This is a genomic window from Endozoicomonas sp. Mp262 (genome assembly GCF_025643335.1).
GTDB lineage: Bacteria > Pseudomonadota > Gammaproteobacteria > Pseudomonadales > Endozoicomonadaceae > Endonucleibacter.
The window spans coordinates 3316912-3334705 of sequence record NZ_CP092489.1 but is presented as its reverse complement, the minus strand read 5'-3'; the positions used below and the strand labels follow the sequence as shown (position 1 = coordinate 3334705).

Sequence of the window (17794 nt, the reverse complement as noted above, 5' to 3'; positions counted from 1 at the left end):
TAGGGGCTGTTGCCAGTATTAACCCGGAAAGGAGATGTAATGAGTATGAAAGAGCACATTAGCAGGAAACTGCAATCATCTATTAGACTCAGCCACGTGGAAGTCATAAATGAAAGCCATTTGCACAATGTTCCACCCGGCTCCGAATCACACTTTAAAGTCATTCTGGTGAGTGACGAGTTTATTGGCAAAATGCCCGTCAAGCGGCATCAGCTGGTTTATGGCATTCTTGCCAATGAAATAAGGCAGGATATCCATGCCCTGGCTCTGCATACCTATACTGAAAGTGAATGGCACGACCGATTAAAAAAAGCACCGGACACACCTGACTGCAAGGGAGGAAGCAACCACTGAGACATCCCTGTGCCAGGTGTCTTAAGGGCTTATTAAACGATGTGTGGAGGTGTTATGGAAAAAGACAGCCTTGGCAACAGCGTTTGGCACCTTCTGGAACCCGGCCAGTTTATCCAGGGTCTGATCGCTACGGATAACCCGTTTCTACGGATCTATGTGGTTACAGAAACCTGCACTCACAGCAATCATAAAAATAACCGCTGGCCAAGGCTTATTATGCCGCCATCAGCATAAGCTTGCTCGCCTAAACAACATCCATATTCTGTCTGTCCCCTGCGAATAGCCGTTAGCCAGGAGTCAGGCTATAACTTTCTGACAATGTTAAGTCCATGTCTGACTGGCAATATGACATTTTCAACATCCTCTCGTTTGAAAATATGTTTATTTAAATCGGCTATAATCTGATCTCTCTCATCCCTGGGTTCAAGCACCCCACCCCTCCAAAGTGCATCATCAATAATGATGAGCCCACCTTTTCGTAACATCGGCAATACTATTTCAAAATAATCAGCGTAAGCCTTTTTATCGGCATCAATAAATACCATATCCAGCTCACAGCTAATCTTGGCAATGGTATCCCGGGCCTTGCCGAACAGCACCTGGATTTTATGGCCATGGTGAGAGCGATCAAAGAATTCCCGGGCAATTTCAATGACCCGGGGGTTGGATTCGCAACAATAAACAATCCCCTCTTCAGGCACTCCTTCCGCCAGGGATAAGGCGGCATACCCCGTAAACATGCCTATTTCCAGAACTGACTTGCTATTGCTGATGGCAGCCAGCAATTTCAGGGTTTGTCCCACCAGCCGACCAGACATATTGTCAGGGTAACGGGTTCGCTCACGGGTGGCCTGAGCTAATGCCTGTAACACATCAGACTCACCGCCGGTCATTAATTCACAGTATTGCTCTATAGATGGATTAACCAAACAGTCCATAAATAGTCTCTTAGATCAACAGAATAGGGTAACTTGCAGAAACAGAATCAACAGGAAAGAGTTATGTCACAGGAAACAGTAGAAAAAGAAAGTCTTCAAATTAGCGGCGGGAGCAACCCGGGAGAAGGCTCGCCCGCCTCCTTACCCCGGGTACAACAACTCCCATTTTGAGAGTAGCACAAGCTTCAGCAGACAGACTCCACTCCCGGAGCAGTGGCAAAAAACTCAATGCCATAACCAGGGATTTACCAGAAAGCTACACCCAGTCAGCTGTCTTTTTCCTGACCCTGATTCTTGGCAGCAACAGGCCAAGGATAATGCCTATGAGAATAGTACCTCCACCGTACAGGAACCAACGATAACTGCTCTCCTGCTGTAACTGGTCATTGTCCGCCCCCAGTATTTGAACCCGATTTTTAAGCCTCTGGTTTTCTTCAACCAGCTGTTTATTGCGCTGGTCAATAGCCAATGTATCAGAACTGATATCCAGCACTCGCTTGAGTTCCACCTGCCGCGCTTCCAGATCCTTATTGGTTGTCTTGACTTTGGTTTCCAGCGTAGCCAGTTCGCTTTCCTTGGCCTTCAATTGCCGTAACAGCTGTTCACGGTCTTTATCCGCTTTATCTGCACGCGCCAGTGCCTCAGGGAGCAACATTCTGGCAGGGGGCCTTTTCAGCAGATACTGGGTACGAACATAACCCTCCAGACCAGAGGGGGTGACTACCTTGCTGAACTCATTACCCGCATCCAATTCCAGCACATTCATTTCAGTGCCTGTTTTAAGGCCATGGTGAACGATCTTATACTGATTACCCGGGCCCGCCCGCATGGGCACATAAATAACATCAGTAATATAGCGACTCTCAGCCACAGCTGAACCCACAAACAGCAAGCTGCAAAGCAGGGCTGTCACTGTTTTTTTAATCAACTTCACGGCAACACTTTCTTGAATGGCTTGACAATAACACGGCGGTAAACACCAGCCTCTATATAAGGATCAGCATCAGCCCAGACCTGAGCCGCTTCCAGACTTTCAAATTCAGCCACCACCAGGCTACCGGTAAAACCTGCTTCGCCCGGATCATTGCTGTCAATAGCCGGGCACGGCCCAGCCAACACCAGCCGCCCTTCAGCTTTCAGTACCTTAAGCCTGGCCAGGTGAGCCGCTCGAGCCTGCTTTCGCAGTGGCAGGCTGTTTTCAACATCATCGCTAATAATGGCATAAATCATCCGTTACTTTTCCTCTGTACGTATATGCCGGGATATAAAAAGAAACTGAATAATAACAAAGAGAAAGGTCAGTATCAGGCTACCGAACACCTTGAAGTCCACCCAAATGCTGTGGAAAGTAAATGCCACAAACAAATTGGCAGCTCCAAGGAAAATAAAGAACACCACCCAACTCAAATTCATGCGCAACCAAACAGAGTCAGGTAACGTCAAGGCATGATCAAGCATTCTTTGAATCAGTGGTTTTTTACCTACAAACTGGCTAGCCAGAAATGCACCCGCAAAAATCCAGTTCACAATGGGTGCCTTCCACTTTAAAAAAGACTCATTGTGAAAAGCCAGTGTCAGGCCTCCAAAGGCCATAACAGCCACCAAGGTAATAGCCTGACTTTTTTCCAGGGTACGCTCCTTGAGATAAAAGCCCCCATAAACCACCGCTGAGGCCAGCATCAGCACCATTGTGGCACTAAAAGGCCCTCCAAGCTCAAACTCGTTCCCGAACAGGCTGATAACCCGTGGGTCCATTTTATAGACCAGCAAAAAGACAATCAGGGGAATAAAATCAATAAACTGTTTCATAATTAGCCAATAAGAGTGAACAATACTGATCTTGATCAGAGGATCCAGAGTAAACCCACGTTCAGTTCCGGGCCGGATAATACACCTATGTGAAGCATATATGCTCACAGAGCCAAGGCAAAGGGTACCCATTGAAGAAGCTGATTAAAACAAATTTTCAACCATGGGTATAATTAGCTTCATTGTACATAACATCCAGCACAGGCTCATTTTGAACCAGATTGACCTACACTGCCACACCACTGCATCAGATGGCACCCTTAGTCCCCTGGAACTTTACCAGCGAGCCCATAAAAAGGGTGTCACGACATTGGCTATCACTGATCACGATACCGTAGCTGCCTGTGAGTTTTTACTCAACACCCACCTTCCTGACGGCCCCAGGCTGATTACCGGTATCGAACTATCCACTGCCTGGTCCGGTGTGGAAATCCATATTGTCGGATTAAACTTCCCTCTCAACACCCCTGACCTAAACCAAATAGTCCAACGCCAAAGCCAGGCTCGACATCAACGTTCACTTCATATAGCCAAACGGCTGGCTCGCCACCTTAACAGTGGCCTGACACAGGATGACATCATACACGGGGTAACAGCACTGGCTAAATCAACCTTTATTTCTGGTACTGATGACTTTCATCTCCCCACAGAACTCATACAAACAGGCCGCCCTCATTTTGCCCGGTGGTTACAGCAGGAAGGTTATGTAAAGAGTGAACAGGAAGCCTTTAAAAAACTGCTTGGCAATTCAAAACTGGGAAACCTTCGGGCCTTTTGGCCTGCCACCAGCCAGGCTGTGGCCTGGGTCCGGGCTTTAGGGGGCACCGCCGTACTTGCCCACCCGGGCAAATATGGAATGACCAGAACCAAACTCAGGGCATTAATAAAAGATTTTAAATTAGCCGGAGGTCATGCCCTGGAGATTGCCAGTGGTAATACCCCGGCCAGCCAGATACAGCAACTGGCTGGTTTCTGCCATGAATTTCAGCTAAAGGCTTCTCAGGGCAGTGACTTTCACTCCCCGGATAATCCCTGGATTGAGCTGGGACGACTGCCAAAAACACCCGATAGCATTAGCTATGTTTGGGAGGACTGGTAATGGCTTAATGGACCACCTGCCATTGAGCTTGAACGCAAAATAAAGTAATACTTAATATTTGTACCCAAGAAGTTTAATGCCCTTTAACCTCGCCGCCAACGGCGGGAAATAAATAAATCACAAGGATGTGAGAATGATTACCAAAAAAGCGCTAGCAGCTGCCATAGGCAGTATTATTGCTTTATCTGTTAATACCTCAAGTCCAGCATTGGCCAATATTAATGGATCAAATCCAACAATACTCAATGCCCCCCTAGACTATCTATACCAAATAGATACCGATATAGAAGTATTAACCAATAATCCAGAAATATATGTCGTTAATACCAACGATGGCTCACTTGCTTTAGATATGAATGCCAGGTCTCTCGCTGATACCACATTTATCCGCTATGACCGCCAAACCGATAATTTTTCTTTTTCAATAGATGGAGCGCTTACAACCCTGAATGCACCATTAATTCATCTAAGCAACAGTGATCCATCCAGCGTCGCCATTGATATCGGCAGTAGTGCCATAGGCAGCAAAAGGGCCACTACCCTGACATCCAACAATCAGGTACTGCTTGTTGAAGACACCATGAAAGGTATACTGACCTTGCACCGTGGCAGCACCATGCACTCCATCAATGATGCCGCAATTGAATTTTCCAGCGCAGGCCTGATGAATCCTCTGGCAAACTTCGTTATCTATGGAACAGTTTCCAGCAACCAGGATACAGCTATCGATTTTAGCCAGGCACAATCAGGCTTAAGGATGTTGGTTGAAGGTGGTCAAATTACTGGAGATATTCTTGGTGCCTCAAACCACAATGATACTCTTACAATTATTGATGGCTCGATAGTGCAGGGAGACATTATCGACGTTAACACTTTAAACCTGGGGGGGGGGAGCAACAACCATTATTAATGGAGACATTGATCTAAGCGATAGTTCTGGAACAGGTACACTGACGATCAACGGACCTGTCGAGTTTACCAAGCAAGGGCAAAAGCAAATCACTGGTGACCTGAGCGCATCTTCCACTGCGCTGATGGTCATACCTATAGGAAACAACCCCACAACACCCGCAATAAATGTATCAGGTACTGTTACATTCACAGACAGTTCTAAAATCCAGCTCAATCCAGATCTGGAGTTTTTCAGTGGACAGACCCCTACTTTACTTTCCATTCTTCAGGCTGCCAGCGGTATTACAACCGAATCAAGCCTTACATTAAACCCTCCTCCACTTCTCGGCATCACTTATGTACCAGACAATGATGCAACAATAGAAGCAACAGTAACCCCAGAGACTCCAGACCAGGTAGCTGACACCATTAAACAAAATGGTGGAGGAAAAAGCGCTCAAGATACAGTAAAGGCATTTCTTGACCGCATATTGGTTGGTCATTCAGCAGTAAAAGAAGACGTCAAGAAAATCTATGAACATATTGCCGAGCTCCCTAGTGGTGCCGCGATAGCAAATGCGGGTGAGGAACTGCGGGTCAATAATGCAGGGGTCACCCAGGAAGTGAACAGTGCCTTACAAACAATGGCGGTCACACAAGTAACCCGCCACATTAACTCAACGCGCCTACCAAGCAGCATAGGGGCATCCAGCTCAACCCGGATTCCCAGCAGCTCAGGAACATCGAGTACAACAACACTCCCCGCTCCCGGCAACAAAAAGGGCGCTAACTATGGTGATAACGGTTCCAGTCATGGTCTTTGGATGCAGGCCTTATTAGCCGACAGCAGCCAGAAAAATCGTACAAATGACCAGGGAGGCAAGTTGCTCGGCTATGATGCCACTTCTGAAGGAATAACCCTGGGTTATGACCAGGAAAATGAGGGACTCACCCTTGGAGGGGCAGTAACGTTTGCCAATACCCGGGTTGATAAAAAGGATTCTCGAGATCATTCTGAACTTGCAAACTATCAAGTCAGCCTATATGGGTCATGGGAAAATGAACAGTGGTTCTCAGATGTCATTTTAAATGTTGGCAGAAGCTTTCACGAACGCACCCGTTTCATTGATGGCGCAAATCTGGACCCTATCAAATCCGACTTTATATCTAACCTGTATGGCCTTCAGGTGCTATCAGGTATGAAGTACATTTATAATGATTACTATTTGCAGCCCACCCTGGGTTTTAGTTACTCCAGGATAGAAACCCCATCGTACGAAGAAAAAAGTATTGGCCTGACAGCAAAAAAACAAACATACCAGCGCATCGAGCTGGGCCTTGGGCTGATTGCAAGCCGGTCATTTGAGTTATCCAGCGGGATATTGACCCCACAGATTCAGTTAATGGGATGGCATGACTTTAAAAACCAGCAGGTTGAAACAGACCTCCAGTTTGTGTCAGGCCCCACATTCACCAGCAAAGGTGCAGACCCTGAAAAAAACAACTGGCAGGCTATAGCAATGCTGTCCTATCAAAAAAATAACAATATCGAGTTTCTGGTGGGTTACGAACATATGGAAAGTAGCGGATCTGCCAGTAACAATTATTTTATGGGGGTTAAATACAGATATTAGGGGCTCCGGGCTGACAGCTATCTGGCAGGAGTTTAATCCGGTAACTCCTGCCAGTGGCTGCTCAGCTACACTCCACTTCAGCGGGAGTAATTATTATTGCTGGTATATTATTTCCCTGGCTTCCTTGTGTACCTGGTAAAGGAAAAACATCCGAGTCCGAAGAAGTATCTGAGCATGGAGAAACATCCATTTGTGACGATGTCTCGGTCATTTTATCCAGGGCCGTCAGAGAAACAGATTTGCGCCTGTCTCTCGAGATATTCAATCTTTTCTTCAATAATTCGGGTAACTCAACAACCCGGCTCCCCTTCGAAGACCTATGCAATAAATTATTTCCTTTTTTCCACACCTCTATTCGATAAGGCGTCTCTCTTTCCAAAGAGTTTGTTTTATTTTCCCCCCCCAAAAACTCTCCTTTTCCTTTCTTATCCAGTTCACTGCTTGAGCGGCTTTTTAGTTTTCTGAGCGAACTAAAAACCTTTAAAAAAGAGAATGCTCGAAACGGCTTATTTATCGCACTGGGAATAGTTAGGGGTGTCGAATCCGCCGTACCCAGATATTCAGATAAACTAACAGTGTTCTGATCTAATAAACCCTCCAATTTCGATTTACTATAAATTGAGTCCAGCGTAACACCCTGCTTTACCTCAAAATCAAACAGATCTTTACCATGAGCCCAAAACAATAGTTGCACCAGACTTTCAGCTGTTTCCCTGTAAAATATTGAAAATGGCTCAATGAAATTCAATAGGGTAATAAATCTAGCCACGTCCCTTTCAAATTCATTTTTATCACTCCACAGCAATAAATCATAAAAATAAACCAGCAACCATTCAAATAGTAATTTTGCTTGTTCTGGTGGTGGTTTCCTCACTTGATCATCCCTCATAACCAGATCTTTAAAGTACAACAGATGATCTAAAAATTTCGCATCTCCCGGATAGTCTTGACTACCTACAACCTTTTTAATGAAATATAAAAACCTTGAATATTCACACTTTAATTCTTCCTGTTCTTCATTACTCAGGCTAATCACACGACCATCATCCCTGTAGTATATTTTTCTATCTGCAACACGCCTATCATAATCTCCTGTCAGCCTATCCCTAAAAGAATGTATAAAGTCAAAAAGAATGGTTTCAGATATTTCAACCCACCCCCTCCCTTGATAAAAACTACTCGCTCTCAATCCTGACAATGGTTTTTCGCTAACAACTGCAAGAAAAAGTATTCTAAATGGCCCTATAAAGGGTAAATTATTTTTAACATCATCTTCTTCACCCCCCATTTCCACCCTTGGGCGTATCAATTTCATTAATTTAAAAAACCTTTCTCTATCAGCTTTATTCCCAAGTGGATCAGCAGGAATATAACCTAGCGTTGAACGCTTACCCGCAACACCAAACATTGACGAATCCGGATAGGTTTGAAGATAACAAGGAACAAAAACAGTAAAATTATGAGGAGCCGTTTTATCAACAGATGAATCCATACCTTGTTCATGAGATGCAGGTTCATCACTCTGCTTAGTGGATGTTTCTCCGCCTCCTCCATTAACAGCGATTACGCCAGTACAACAACAAGCCACGCATAAAAAAAAATATATTCTATAACAGAATGCAATACACATAATCATAACCAGGAAAAATAAGGCAATTAAAACTTATTGCCAATAACCAAGACAGAAATAGATTATTTCCAGAACCCACAAAATTACGACGCATTGATCCACAGGCATGAACTACTATGATAGGCGATTTTAGCGATTAGTGATAACATTGGAAGGCTATCTTGAGCGGACAGGTTGAACCCTTCAACCCTATTCAACCTGTCCACAATCATAGCAAACTGGTACTAGCTAAATTGCTGATTGCTAGTTTATCCAAACTTTTTACCCTCAGGGCTTAGGGGCTGTTGACGTTTGATCGTGAGCTCAGTGGCTCGTAAAGCGGTTTTCCGCAAGACGGACTGGTGCAGGCATAGTTTATTCTACGTCAAGCCAGTCCAACGCAGTCGGAAAGCCGCTTTACGAGCCACCCGGAGGGCCAAAACCAGCGATTCCGTGCCATCGTTGCAGTAGCTTGAAAGACATGAGTCCGCGTGACCTTTAGGTTATTCCTGCGCTACTGCGTCTAGCCACGAAACTGCTGGTTTTGGCTGAGCACACGATCAAACGTCAACAGCCCCTAACCATCATACAGCAATGATAACGCATTAAAGAAGGCCCACACCAAGAACCGCAATGAGCCAGTTTTTTCAAATTCATCCCGAAAACCCTCAGCTCAGGCTGATTCGCCAAGCTGTTGAAATCATCCGGTCCGGTGGGGTCATCGCCTACCCCACAGATTCCGCCTATGCCCTGGGCTGCCTGATTGGCGATAAAAAGGCCGTCGACCGCATCCGCCGTATCCGCCAGGTGACAGACAAGCACAATTTCACCCTGGTTTGCCGCGATCTCTCGGAGCTGGCCATTTATGCCCAGGTCAACAACAGTCAATACCGACTGTTAAAAGCCCATACGCCCGGCCCTTATACTTTTATCCTCAAAGGTTCCAGGGAAGTTCCAAGGCGGCTGATGCACCCAAAACGAAAAACGATTGGTATCCGCGTCCCGGAATGCCCTATTACCCAGGCATTACTGGCTGAGCTGGATGCACCTATCATGAGTACAACCCTGCTCCTGCCTGGCGACGAATACCCACTGCTTGACCCCTATGACATTCGCCAAACCCTGGAAAATCAGCTGGACCTGGTGATCGATGGCGGGTTCTGCGGCATGGAACCCACAACAGTGATTAGTCTGCTTGATGACATACCAGAAGTCATAAGAACGGGCAAAGGAGCAACGGCCTCCTTTTTCTAGCACAAACATTCCGGGAACCCTTTCCTATACCAACAATCTATCGTACTCTGTCCCTAAGACGCAGGTACGCGCCACAATGAGCCAGAACAGCGCCTTACCTGCACCGCCAACCAACCCAGGGAGAACCCATTGAGTGCTGTAGATCCCCAGTCGCGTGTACTGTCTGGCATGCGACCCACCGGCCGACTTCACCTCGGTCATTATCATGGCGTTTTAAAAAACTGGATAGAGTTACAACATGAGTTTGACTGCTTTTTCTGTATAGCTGACTGGCATGCACTCACCACACACTATGAAGACACTCACAACCTCGAAGAACATATCTATGACATGGCCATTGACTGGCTGGCAGCGGGTATAAACCCTGGTTCTGCCACGCTGTTCATTCAGTCGAGAGTTCCCGAGCAGGCAGAGCTCCATTTACTTCTGTCAATGATAACGCCTTTGTCATGGCTGGAAAGAGTGCCCACCTATAAAGACCAGCAGGAAAAACTCAGGGAAAAGGATCTGTCCACTTACGGATTTCTTGGCTACCCCCTTCTACAAACAGCGGATATTCTTGCCTACCGGGCTGGACAGGTTCCTGTGGGGGCCGACCAGGAAGCCCATGTAGAAATCACCCGTGAAATCGCCCGCCGCTTCAACCATGTTTATGGCAGGGAACCCGGGTTCGAAACCCATGCCGAGGCAGCCATTGGTAAAATGGGCAAAAAGGCCGCAACCCTTTATCGCAAACTGCGCCGGAGCTATCTGGAAAAAGGCAACGAAGAAGCCCTTGATACTGCCAGGGCACTACTGAAAGAGCAAAGCAATATCACCCTCGGGGACCAGGAGCGATTATTTGGTTACCTCGAAGGCACAGGTAAAATGATACTTCCGGAACCCCAGGCGCTGCTGACATCAACCCCTAAAGTGCCAGGTCTTGATGGACAAAAAATGTCCAAATCATATAATAACGCTATAGAGCTTCGGGATACACCGGACGCCGTGGCCACCAAACTAAAGCGTATGCCCACTGACCCGGCCCGGTGCCGCCGCAATGACCCGGGAGATCCGGAAAAATGCCCGGTATGGCAACTGCATAAAATCTATACCGACAAAGAGAGACAGCAGTGGGTACAACAAGGCTGTAAAAGTGCAGGTATAGGCTGCCTGGATTGTAAACGACCACTGATTGATGCTGTTCAGGCGGAACTGGACCCTATCAGGATTGAAGCAGTGGAGTTGGAAAACAATCCGGATGTGGTAAAAAGCATCATCGCCGATGGCTGCGAAGCCGCCCGTGATGAAGCACAGGAAACACTGAGGGAAGTCAGGGAAGCGATGGGGCTTGACTACCGATGACCACCACAGAAGCGGTTGCAGAACCAGAAGTCAAACAGGAAGAATCAGCTCAACTGGCCATGGCCTTGGTTAGGGGGGAACCTTTAACCAAACTGCCTGATGATCTTTATATCCCTCCGGAAGCCCTTGAGGTTTTCCTCGAGGCATTTGAAGGGCCTCTGGATCTGCTGCTTTACCTGATAAAGCGCAACAATATGGATATTCTGGATATCCAGGTTGCAGAAATTACACGTCAATACATGGATTATGTTGAATTGATGCACAGCAACCAGTTCGAACTGGCTGCCGAGTATCTGGTGATGGCCGCCACCCTGGCAGAAATAAAATCCAGAATGCTGCTGCCACGCTCCGAAGACTGCGAAGAGGACGAAGAGGATCCCCGGGCCGAACTGGTTCGCCGTTTGCAGGAATATGAGCGATTTAAGCAGGCAGCCGAAGATCTCGATGAATTACCTCGCATGAATCGGGATATTCACCCTGCCGGGGCTGAAGCACCAGACTTCGAATTAATCCGCGCCCAGCCCGATGTAGACCTCAAGGAAATCCTGCTGGCCATGGCAGAAGTGATGCGCCGGGCTGATATGTTTGAACATCACCAGGTTGAAGAGGAAGCACTTTCTGTCCGGGAACGTATGAGTGAAGTGCTCTCCCTTCTGTCCGCAGAGCGGTTTACCCCGTTTGTGGCTCTTTATCGCGTTGAAGAGGGACGCCTGGGGGTGGTGGTTACCTTTATGGCCATTATGGAACTGATCAAGGAATCACTGATCGAACTGGTACAAAGTGAAGCCTTTGGTCCCATTCATGTAAAGGCCCGTATTGAATAAGAGAAGAGTGACATCGAAAACCAAAACCCTATGAATAATGAACAGCCTGAACTGCATCTGATACTGGAAGGTATTTTGATGGCCAGCGATAAAACCCTAAGCATTGATCAACTGGTGGCGCTGTTCCCCGAAGAACAACGCCCCGAGGCCAGTGCTGTCCAGGAAGCGCTGGTGACACTCTCCCATGCCTGTGAAAATCGCGGCGTTGAGCTTAAGCAGGTGGCCTCCGGCTTTCGATTTCAGGTAAAACAGGAGCTGGCTCCCTGGGTGAGCAGGCTATGGGAAGAGAAACCCCAGCGCTACACCCGGGCCTTACTGGAAACCCTGGCACTTATTGCCTACCGGCAACCCATTACCCGGGGGGAAATAGAAGAGGTTCGGGGTGTCAGTGTCAGCAGCAATATCATTCGCACCCTTCAGGAACGGGAATGGGTTCGGGTGGTTGGTCACCGGGACGTTCCCGGGCGCCCCGCCATGTTCGCCACCACCCGCCAGTTTCTGGATTACTTTAATCTGGAAAACCTCAATGAGCTACCCTCCCTGTCAGAAATCAAGGATCTGGAAGAAGCCGCCAAGGCACTGGAAAACCAGCAGGTAGATATGCTGGAAACCATTGATCAGGAAGAGACTCCAGCCGCTGAGGCTGAAGAAACCACAGAAAGTGATGAAATTTCCGCGGAAACACTGTTTGCTGAACTGGATGAAATGGAAGCAGACCTTCCGGAAAACTTTGATGACCTGATTAAAAAACAAAAGGTAGAGGAGCTGGCTCTGGAGGAGTCTCCAGAACCAGAAATGCCGGATACCGAAGAAACACCTCCGGAAACAGCCCCTTCCACCCCTATTCAGGAAAGAGAATAATACCAATCGCTGCAATTGGTATTATAATTGCCCGTTCTTTTGACCCTCACGGTGGCAATGCCACCTGGTAGCCTGTATTCATGAGCACTGAAATAACTATCCCCTCTACTCCTCCCCAGCCACAAGGTGAAAAACTCCAGAAAATACTGGCAGGCGCAGGTCTGGGTTCCCGTCGGGAAATGGAACGCTGGATCAGTAATGGCCGCATTACTGTTAACAATCAGGTTGCCCAGCTGGGTGACCGGGCAACACCCCGTGACACCATTGCTGTGGACGGCAGGCCCGTAAAACTGGAGGCCTATACCTCAGGTATCCGCAGGGTTATTGCCTATAACAAGCCTGAAGGTGAGGTTTGCACCCGTTCTGATCCCGAAGGCCGTCCTACGGTTTTCAACAGACTACCAAAACTCAAAGGCGAACGCTGGATCGCCATTGGACGACTGGACCTGAATACTTCCGGCCTCTTACTGTTCACCAATGACGGCGAACTGGCCAGCCGGTTAATGCATCCATCCCATACCATTGAACGGGAATATGCGGTACGGGTCATGGGTAATGTGACCCCTGAAAAAGTAAAGCGCCTTTACGATGGTGTAGAGCTGGAGGATGGCCCGGCCCGCTTTACCGATATTGTTGATTCCGGTGGCTCTGGTATAAACCACTGGTTCCATGTCTGTATTCTTGAGGGACGTAACCGTGAAGTACGCCGTCTCTGGGAATCCCAGGAACTCACCGTAAGCCGACTGAAACGGGTTCGCTTTGGCAGCACCATTATGCCAGAGGGGTTGCGTGTAGGTCAGTGGCAAGAGCTGGGCAAACCACACATTGATGAGCTGGCAGCACTGGTTGATCTTGAGCCCGCGAAGGCTTATGTAAAGACGCCCTCCGAGCGGGCAGCTAAACAGCCAGCTCGTCCAAAAATCTACAAAAAAACGGCCCGCAAAACCGAAGGCTCCGAATGGCAAACTCAAAAACCTGATTTTTCCAAAAAACGGCCTTCTCAGAGAAACACCAGGCGAGCTTCAGGGAAACGTCACTGACTGTATCGGGGAATGGGGAATGGGAATAGCAACTCATACTATTTCGATAGTGTCGTGAAATTCCAAAAGGCACGTTTCCACGCTCTGAAGATGGCACTCCCCAAAAGACTCCTTAGACTCGTTCCCAGGCTCCTGCCTGGGAATGCATACCTCCTCATGCAGTAGGTCTGATATAAGTTGGAACATCCGTATGCATTCCCAACAGGGAGAGGTTGTCGCAAAAGTTATTTTTATTAACCACGGAGACACAAAGACACAGAGAAAAGCGTTTTTTTTTATCATTTTTGCTCCTGATAAGGGACAAAACAAGAAAACTTTGTGCCTCTGTATCTTTGTGGTTAAAACAAAGCATACTTTTGCGACACCCTCGGGACGCTGGGAACGAGGTGAGAACAACCCGCTGGTCTTTTATGGCTGGCGGACTTATTCACTGTTTGGCATTGTTGATAGAACAAATAACTACAAAGCACTTTATTCTATGACGGATTCCAGACTAAAATACTGTTTTTTTATACAGTACCTTATAAAACCCAAAACCTTATCAGGAGAGGGCAATGTCCATCACCCCCATGTGGCGAGTAGACCGGGACGGAAGCATGTTTACCGATAAAAAAGCGGCTGAAGAACACGATAAGATGCTGGAGCTGGCAGACAACCTGTCCAGCCTGCTGGAATCTAACCTGACCATCGAGGAAAAGCTGGCCGAGGAAATCGGTTTGCTACTTGCCCGAAACAAGGAAACCCTGGCCAAAGCCTTCAAAGGCAAGCCTGACCTTATCCTGACCATCGGGGAAGAAAAGGAAGCTGAAGAAACCACTTCTCCTGTCAAGCCAGTAGCTGCCTAATCCCTTGCACCAGCAAGTCTAAAAAACCGACATACTGGAACTGATAGAAAAATATGGGGAATAGAGAAATAGTACGAACTACTATTCCCCATTTACCATTCCCTATTCCCCCCTAAAGTTCAAACAAAACAAGTAACACTAACCATACCCTCCACAGACCAATCCCGCTATAATCCACAGAACTTAAGATTTCGGTCTTCCCTGTAGTGCAATTTCAGGGAATTCCGCTAATATAGCGCCCTTTTGTCTGGCAAGGTCAGTAGTCACGCATGACGAGTTTCGTTCCTGGACAACGCTGGATCAGCGACACAGAAACTGAACAAGGGTTGGGTACCGTACTCACCCTAGACGGCCGTATGGTTACCCTCCTGTTTCCCGCAACTGGAGAAACGCGGCTATATTCCATCAACAACTGCCCCCTAACCCGGGTGCAGTTCAACCCCGGTGATAAAGTAGAAAGTCATGAAGGCTGGGTCATGACAGTCACCGAAGTGATCGAACATGCAAATATTCTGACATATTTAGGTGTATTGGATGATGGCCAGCCCAAAGAGCTGCCTGAAACCGATCTCGGTAATTTTATTCGTTTTAACAAGCCCCAGGACAGAATGCTGGCCGGTCAAATTGACCAGAACAGCAATTACTCCCTGCGCTATAAAACCCTGTTGCACAATCATCGGCTGCGACAATCGGCTGTTCGTGGCCTTGTGGGTCCCAGAACAAGTCTGATTCCCCATCAGCTCCATATCGCCAGAGAAGTATCTGCCCGCTATGCGCCAAGGGTGATGCTGGCGGACGAAGTGGGTATGGGTAAAACCATTGAGGCAGGATTAATCCTCCATCAACAGCTTATCAGTGGTCGTGCAGGGCGAACCCTGATTGTGGTTCCTGAAAGTCTTCAGCACCAGTGGCTGGTTGAGATGCTCCGGCGTTTTAACCTGCACTTCAGTCTTTTTGACGAGGAACGCTGTCGCACCATCAGTGATGACAACCCTTTCCTCAGCGAACAACTGATACTCTGTAGCCTTGATTTCCTGTGCAAGGATGAACGTCGTTTGCAACAGGCCCTGGAGGCAGACTGGGATCTGATGATCGTTGACGAGGCCCATCACCTGGTGTGGTCTGAACAGGAAGCCAGCAATGAATACCTCTGTATCGAGCGACTGGCTAACCAGATTCCGGGCTTGCTTCTGCTGACAGCCACACCTGAGCAAATGGGTATTGAAAGCCACTTTGCTCGCTTGAGACTGTTAGACCCTGACCGTTTCCATAATCTGGCAACATTCCAGGAAGAAGAAAGCTCCTATGAACCCGTAGCCAATGCTGTTCAGGATCTGCTGGATCATGACCAGTTATCGGAACAGGCCAAGCAGCATCTTCTGAGCTTCTTGGGAGAAGCGTGCAAACCGGTTATTGATACCTATGAGCAGGGTTCACCCACAGGCAAGGTCAATGCCAAAGAGCAGCTGCTTCGTCAGCTTCTCGACCGTCATGGCACAGGACGGGTCTTATTCAGAAATACCCGTAACTCTGTGGGCGGTTTTCCGGGAAGGGTTGCCCAGGGCTATCCTCAGGCTCTGCCAGAGCTGTACCAGATTGCCCTGGAAGAGGAAGCGGAACTGGAAGCGCCCTCTATAAAGCACAACGTATACCCTGAGCTTGCCTATCAGACTCATATCAAAGTTGATGATATGGATCCCTGGTGGAAAGTCGACCCCCGGGTCGAGTGGCTGATCAATCTGGTCAAGCTACTGAAAAAGCAAAAAGTTCTGGTAATCTGTGCCCACGCCAATACAGCGCTCGACCTTGAGGATGCCATGCGGATTCTGTCCGGCATTCCAACGGCTGTTTTCCATGAAAACATGAGCATTATTGAGCGTGACCGGGCAGCGGCCTGGTTTGCTGACGAAGAGTACGGTGCGCAAATTATGGTGTGCTCGGAAATCGGCAGTGAAGGCCGTAATTTCCAGTTTGCTCACCACCTGGTACTTTTCGACTTGCCTGCTCGCCCTGATCTGCTTGAACAGCGTATTGGCCGCCTGGATCGTATTGGTCAGACCGAAGCCATTAAAATCCATGCTCCCTATATCGAAGGCACCGGGCAGGAAGCCCTTTTCCATTGGTATGAACATGGACTCAATGCCTTTGCTGACACCTGCCCTGCTGGCAGCACTGTGTACCAGGAACTTTATCCTGAACTTGAGCCAGCCCTGAAGCCTGGTTCCGGCATCAAGCTGGCAGACATACAGCCTCTGGTTGACAAGGCCGCCAGTATGAACCAGGAACTGAAGGCACAGATGCATAATGGCAGGGACCGTTTGCTGGAGCTGAACTCCCGCGGTCTGGTTTCCAATGAAGACATGATTAATGTCATTGAGGAACAGGAAGAGCCTCGTCAGCTGAAGCGTTACATGGAGAAGCTGTTTGAAGGCTTTGGTGTAGAAGCTGAAGATCATTCCAAGCACTGCCTGATCGTTCGTCCTGGCAGCCATATGATTACAGCTTTCCCCAGCCTTCCCGCTGATGGCATGACTGTCACCTTTGACCGGGATATGGCACTTTCCAGAGAAGACATGCATTTTCTCACCTGGGAGCACCCCATGGTTAGCGAAAGCATGGATCTGGTATTAACCACTGATATGGGTAACACCTCAGTGGCCCTGTTAAAAAACAAGGCCCTGAAACCCGGCACTATGTTGCTGGAAGCCATTTATGTGGTCGAAGCCAGTGGTGACAAGACCCTGCAATTGGATCGCTATCTACCGGTAACGCCCATACGCTGTCTCATTGACCCCACCATGAACAACCTGGCAGAAAAAGTGGCTTTCGACACCCTGAACGCCCAGCTTCAGCCGCTCAAGAAAGGGGTTGCCAAAAAACTGGTCCAGGCACAACGTGAACCGGTGCTGAAAATGCTGGCAGGGGCAGAGAAATCCGCCAAAACCAGTGTTCAGACCATCGTAAACAAAGCCTGTCAGGATTTACTGGCCGAGGTCACAGAAGAAATCAAGCGTCTGGCTGCCCTGAAAGCCGTAAACCCTAATGTTCGTGATGAAGAGATTGAACACCTTAAGTTGCGTGCTGCAAAGGGACACCAAAGCCTTCAGAAAGCCATGCTGAGATTGGACGCCATCCGTCTGGTGGTTGTTGGCTAACCACCCTCTCCTGACTTCAATTCCCGTTCCCAGGGTTCACCCCCTGGGAATGCGAATACTCCCTGACTGCAAAATATGCCCCCCCCTGGAAACACCTCTATATCGATGCTGAAAAGAGAAAACATCCATTGTTATCC

At 48.1% G+C, this 17794-nt stretch carries 17 protein-coding genes; 12 read left to right on the top strand and 5 right to left on the bottom strand.

From position 1 onward, the window contains the following. Positions 1-39 precede the first annotated feature (39 nt). Positions 40-354 (top strand): BolA/IbaG family iron-sulfur metabolism protein, encoded by a 315-nt coding sequence (locus tag MJ595_RS14630; protein WP_263078696.1) that lies wholly within the window; start codon positions 40-42, stop codon positions 352-354. Between the two features lie 54 nt (positions 355-408). After that, positions 409-588, top strand: coding sequence for a hypothetical protein (locus tag MJ595_RS14625; protein ID WP_263078695.1), 180 nt, complete (start codon positions 409-411; stop codon positions 586-588). A 68-nt stretch (positions 589-656) separates the two neighbouring features. Here the strand turns inward: MJ595_RS14625 and MJ595_RS14620 are convergent, their stop codons facing one another. The 4 genes from MJ595_RS14620 to ispZ form a co-directional block, all read right to left on the bottom strand. Beyond that, entirely contained in the window at positions 657-1292 is a 636-nt protein-coding gene (locus tag MJ595_RS14620; protein ID WP_263078694.1) for an O-methyltransferase, read from the bottom strand. A 256-nt stretch (positions 1293-1548) separates the two neighbouring features. Continuing rightward, positions 1549-2226: a TIGR04211 family SH3 domain-containing protein gene (locus MJ595_RS14615; RefSeq protein ID WP_263078693.1), complete on the bottom strand. Its 678-nt coding sequence runs from the start codon at positions 2224-2226 to the stop codon at positions 1549-1551. Next, complete coding sequence (locus MJ595_RS14610; RefSeq protein WP_263078692.1) at positions 2223-2522, bottom strand: YciI family protein; 300 nt, start codon at positions 2520-2522, stop codon at positions 2223-2225. The genes MJ595_RS14615 and MJ595_RS14610 overlap by 4 nt, the downstream gene beginning before the upstream one ends. A gap of 3 nt (positions 2523-2525) precedes the next feature. Further along, the gene (gene ispZ / locus MJ595_RS14605; protein WP_263078691.1) at positions 2526-3101 is read right to left on the bottom strand and encodes a septation protein IspZ; all 576 of its coding nucleotides are present in this window, start codon (positions 3099-3101) and stop codon (positions 2526-2528) included. A 211-nt stretch (positions 3102-3312) separates the two neighbouring features. Between ispZ and MJ595_RS14600 the strand changes: the two genes are divergently transcribed. The 3 genes from MJ595_RS14600 (at position 3313) to MJ595_RS14590 (ending at position 6725) form a co-directional block, all read left to right on the top strand. Next, positions 3313-4200 (top strand): PHP domain-containing protein, encoded by an 888-nt coding sequence (locus MJ595_RS14600; protein WP_263078690.1) that lies wholly within the window; start codon positions 3313-3315, stop codon positions 4198-4200. Positions 4201-4333: 133 nt separating this feature from the next. After that, positions 4334-5110 (top strand): hypothetical protein, encoded by a 777-nt coding sequence (locus tag MJ595_RS14595; protein ID WP_263078689.1) that lies wholly within the window; start codon positions 4334-4336, stop codon positions 5108-5110. Between the two features lie 124 nt (positions 5111-5234). After that, complete coding sequence (locus tag MJ595_RS14590; protein WP_263078688.1) at positions 5235-6725, top strand: autotransporter outer membrane beta-barrel domain-containing protein; 1491 nt, start codon at positions 5235-5237, stop codon at positions 6723-6725. Positions 6726-6786: 61 nt separating this feature from the next. Here the strand turns inward: MJ595_RS14590 and MJ595_RS14585 are convergent, their stop codons facing one another. Beyond that, positions 6787-8355, bottom strand: a complete 1569-nt coding sequence (locus MJ595_RS14585; protein WP_263078686.1) for a hypothetical protein — start codon at positions 8353-8355, stop codon at positions 6787-6789. Between the two features lie 612 nt (positions 8356-8967). Between MJ595_RS14585 and MJ595_RS14580 the strand changes: the two genes are divergently transcribed. The 7 genes from MJ595_RS14580 (at position 8968) to rapA (ending at position 17657) form a co-directional block, all read left to right on the top strand. Next, positions 8968-9588, top strand: a complete 621-nt coding sequence (locus MJ595_RS14580; protein ID WP_263078685.1) for an L-threonylcarbamoyladenylate synthase — start codon at positions 8968-8970, stop codon at positions 9586-9588. Between the two features lie 129 nt (positions 9589-9717). Continuing rightward, complete coding sequence (locus MJ595_RS14575) at positions 9718-10932, top strand: tryptophan--tRNA ligase (RefSeq protein ID WP_263078684.1); 1215 nt, start codon at positions 9718-9720, stop codon at positions 10930-10932. Continuing rightward, on the top strand, positions 10929-11756 hold the full coding sequence (locus tag MJ595_RS14570; RefSeq protein WP_263078683.1) for a segregation/condensation protein A: 828 nt from the start codon (positions 10929-10931) through the stop codon (positions 11754-11756). The genes MJ595_RS14575 and MJ595_RS14570 overlap by 4 nt, the downstream gene beginning before the upstream one ends. A 30-nt stretch (positions 11757-11786) precedes the next feature. After that, positions 11787-12617 carry an SMC-Scp complex subunit ScpB gene (gene scpB / locus MJ595_RS14565; protein WP_263078681.1) on the top strand — a complete coding sequence of 277 codons (831 nt, stop codon included), beginning with the start codon at positions 11787-11789 and terminating at the stop codon, positions 12615-12617. 80 nt (positions 12618-12697) lie between these two features. Further along, positions 12698-13657: a 23S rRNA pseudouridine(2605) synthase RluB gene (gene rluB, locus MJ595_RS14560; RefSeq protein WP_263078680.1), complete on the top strand. Its 960-nt coding sequence runs from the start codon at positions 12698-12700 to the stop codon at positions 13655-13657. A 554-nt stretch (positions 13658-14211) separates the two neighbouring features. Next, the gene (locus MJ595_RS14555; protein WP_263078679.1) at positions 14212-14502 is read left to right on the top strand and encodes a YebG family protein; all 291 of its coding nucleotides are present in this window, start codon (positions 14212-14214) and stop codon (positions 14500-14502) included. 269 nt (positions 14503-14771) lie between these two features. Next, a complete protein-coding gene (gene rapA / locus MJ595_RS14550) occupies positions 14772-17657 on the top strand; it encodes an RNA polymerase-associated protein RapA (RefSeq protein WP_263078678.1) in 2886 nt (961 codons plus the stop codon). Positions 17658-17794: the final 137 nt, after the last annotated feature.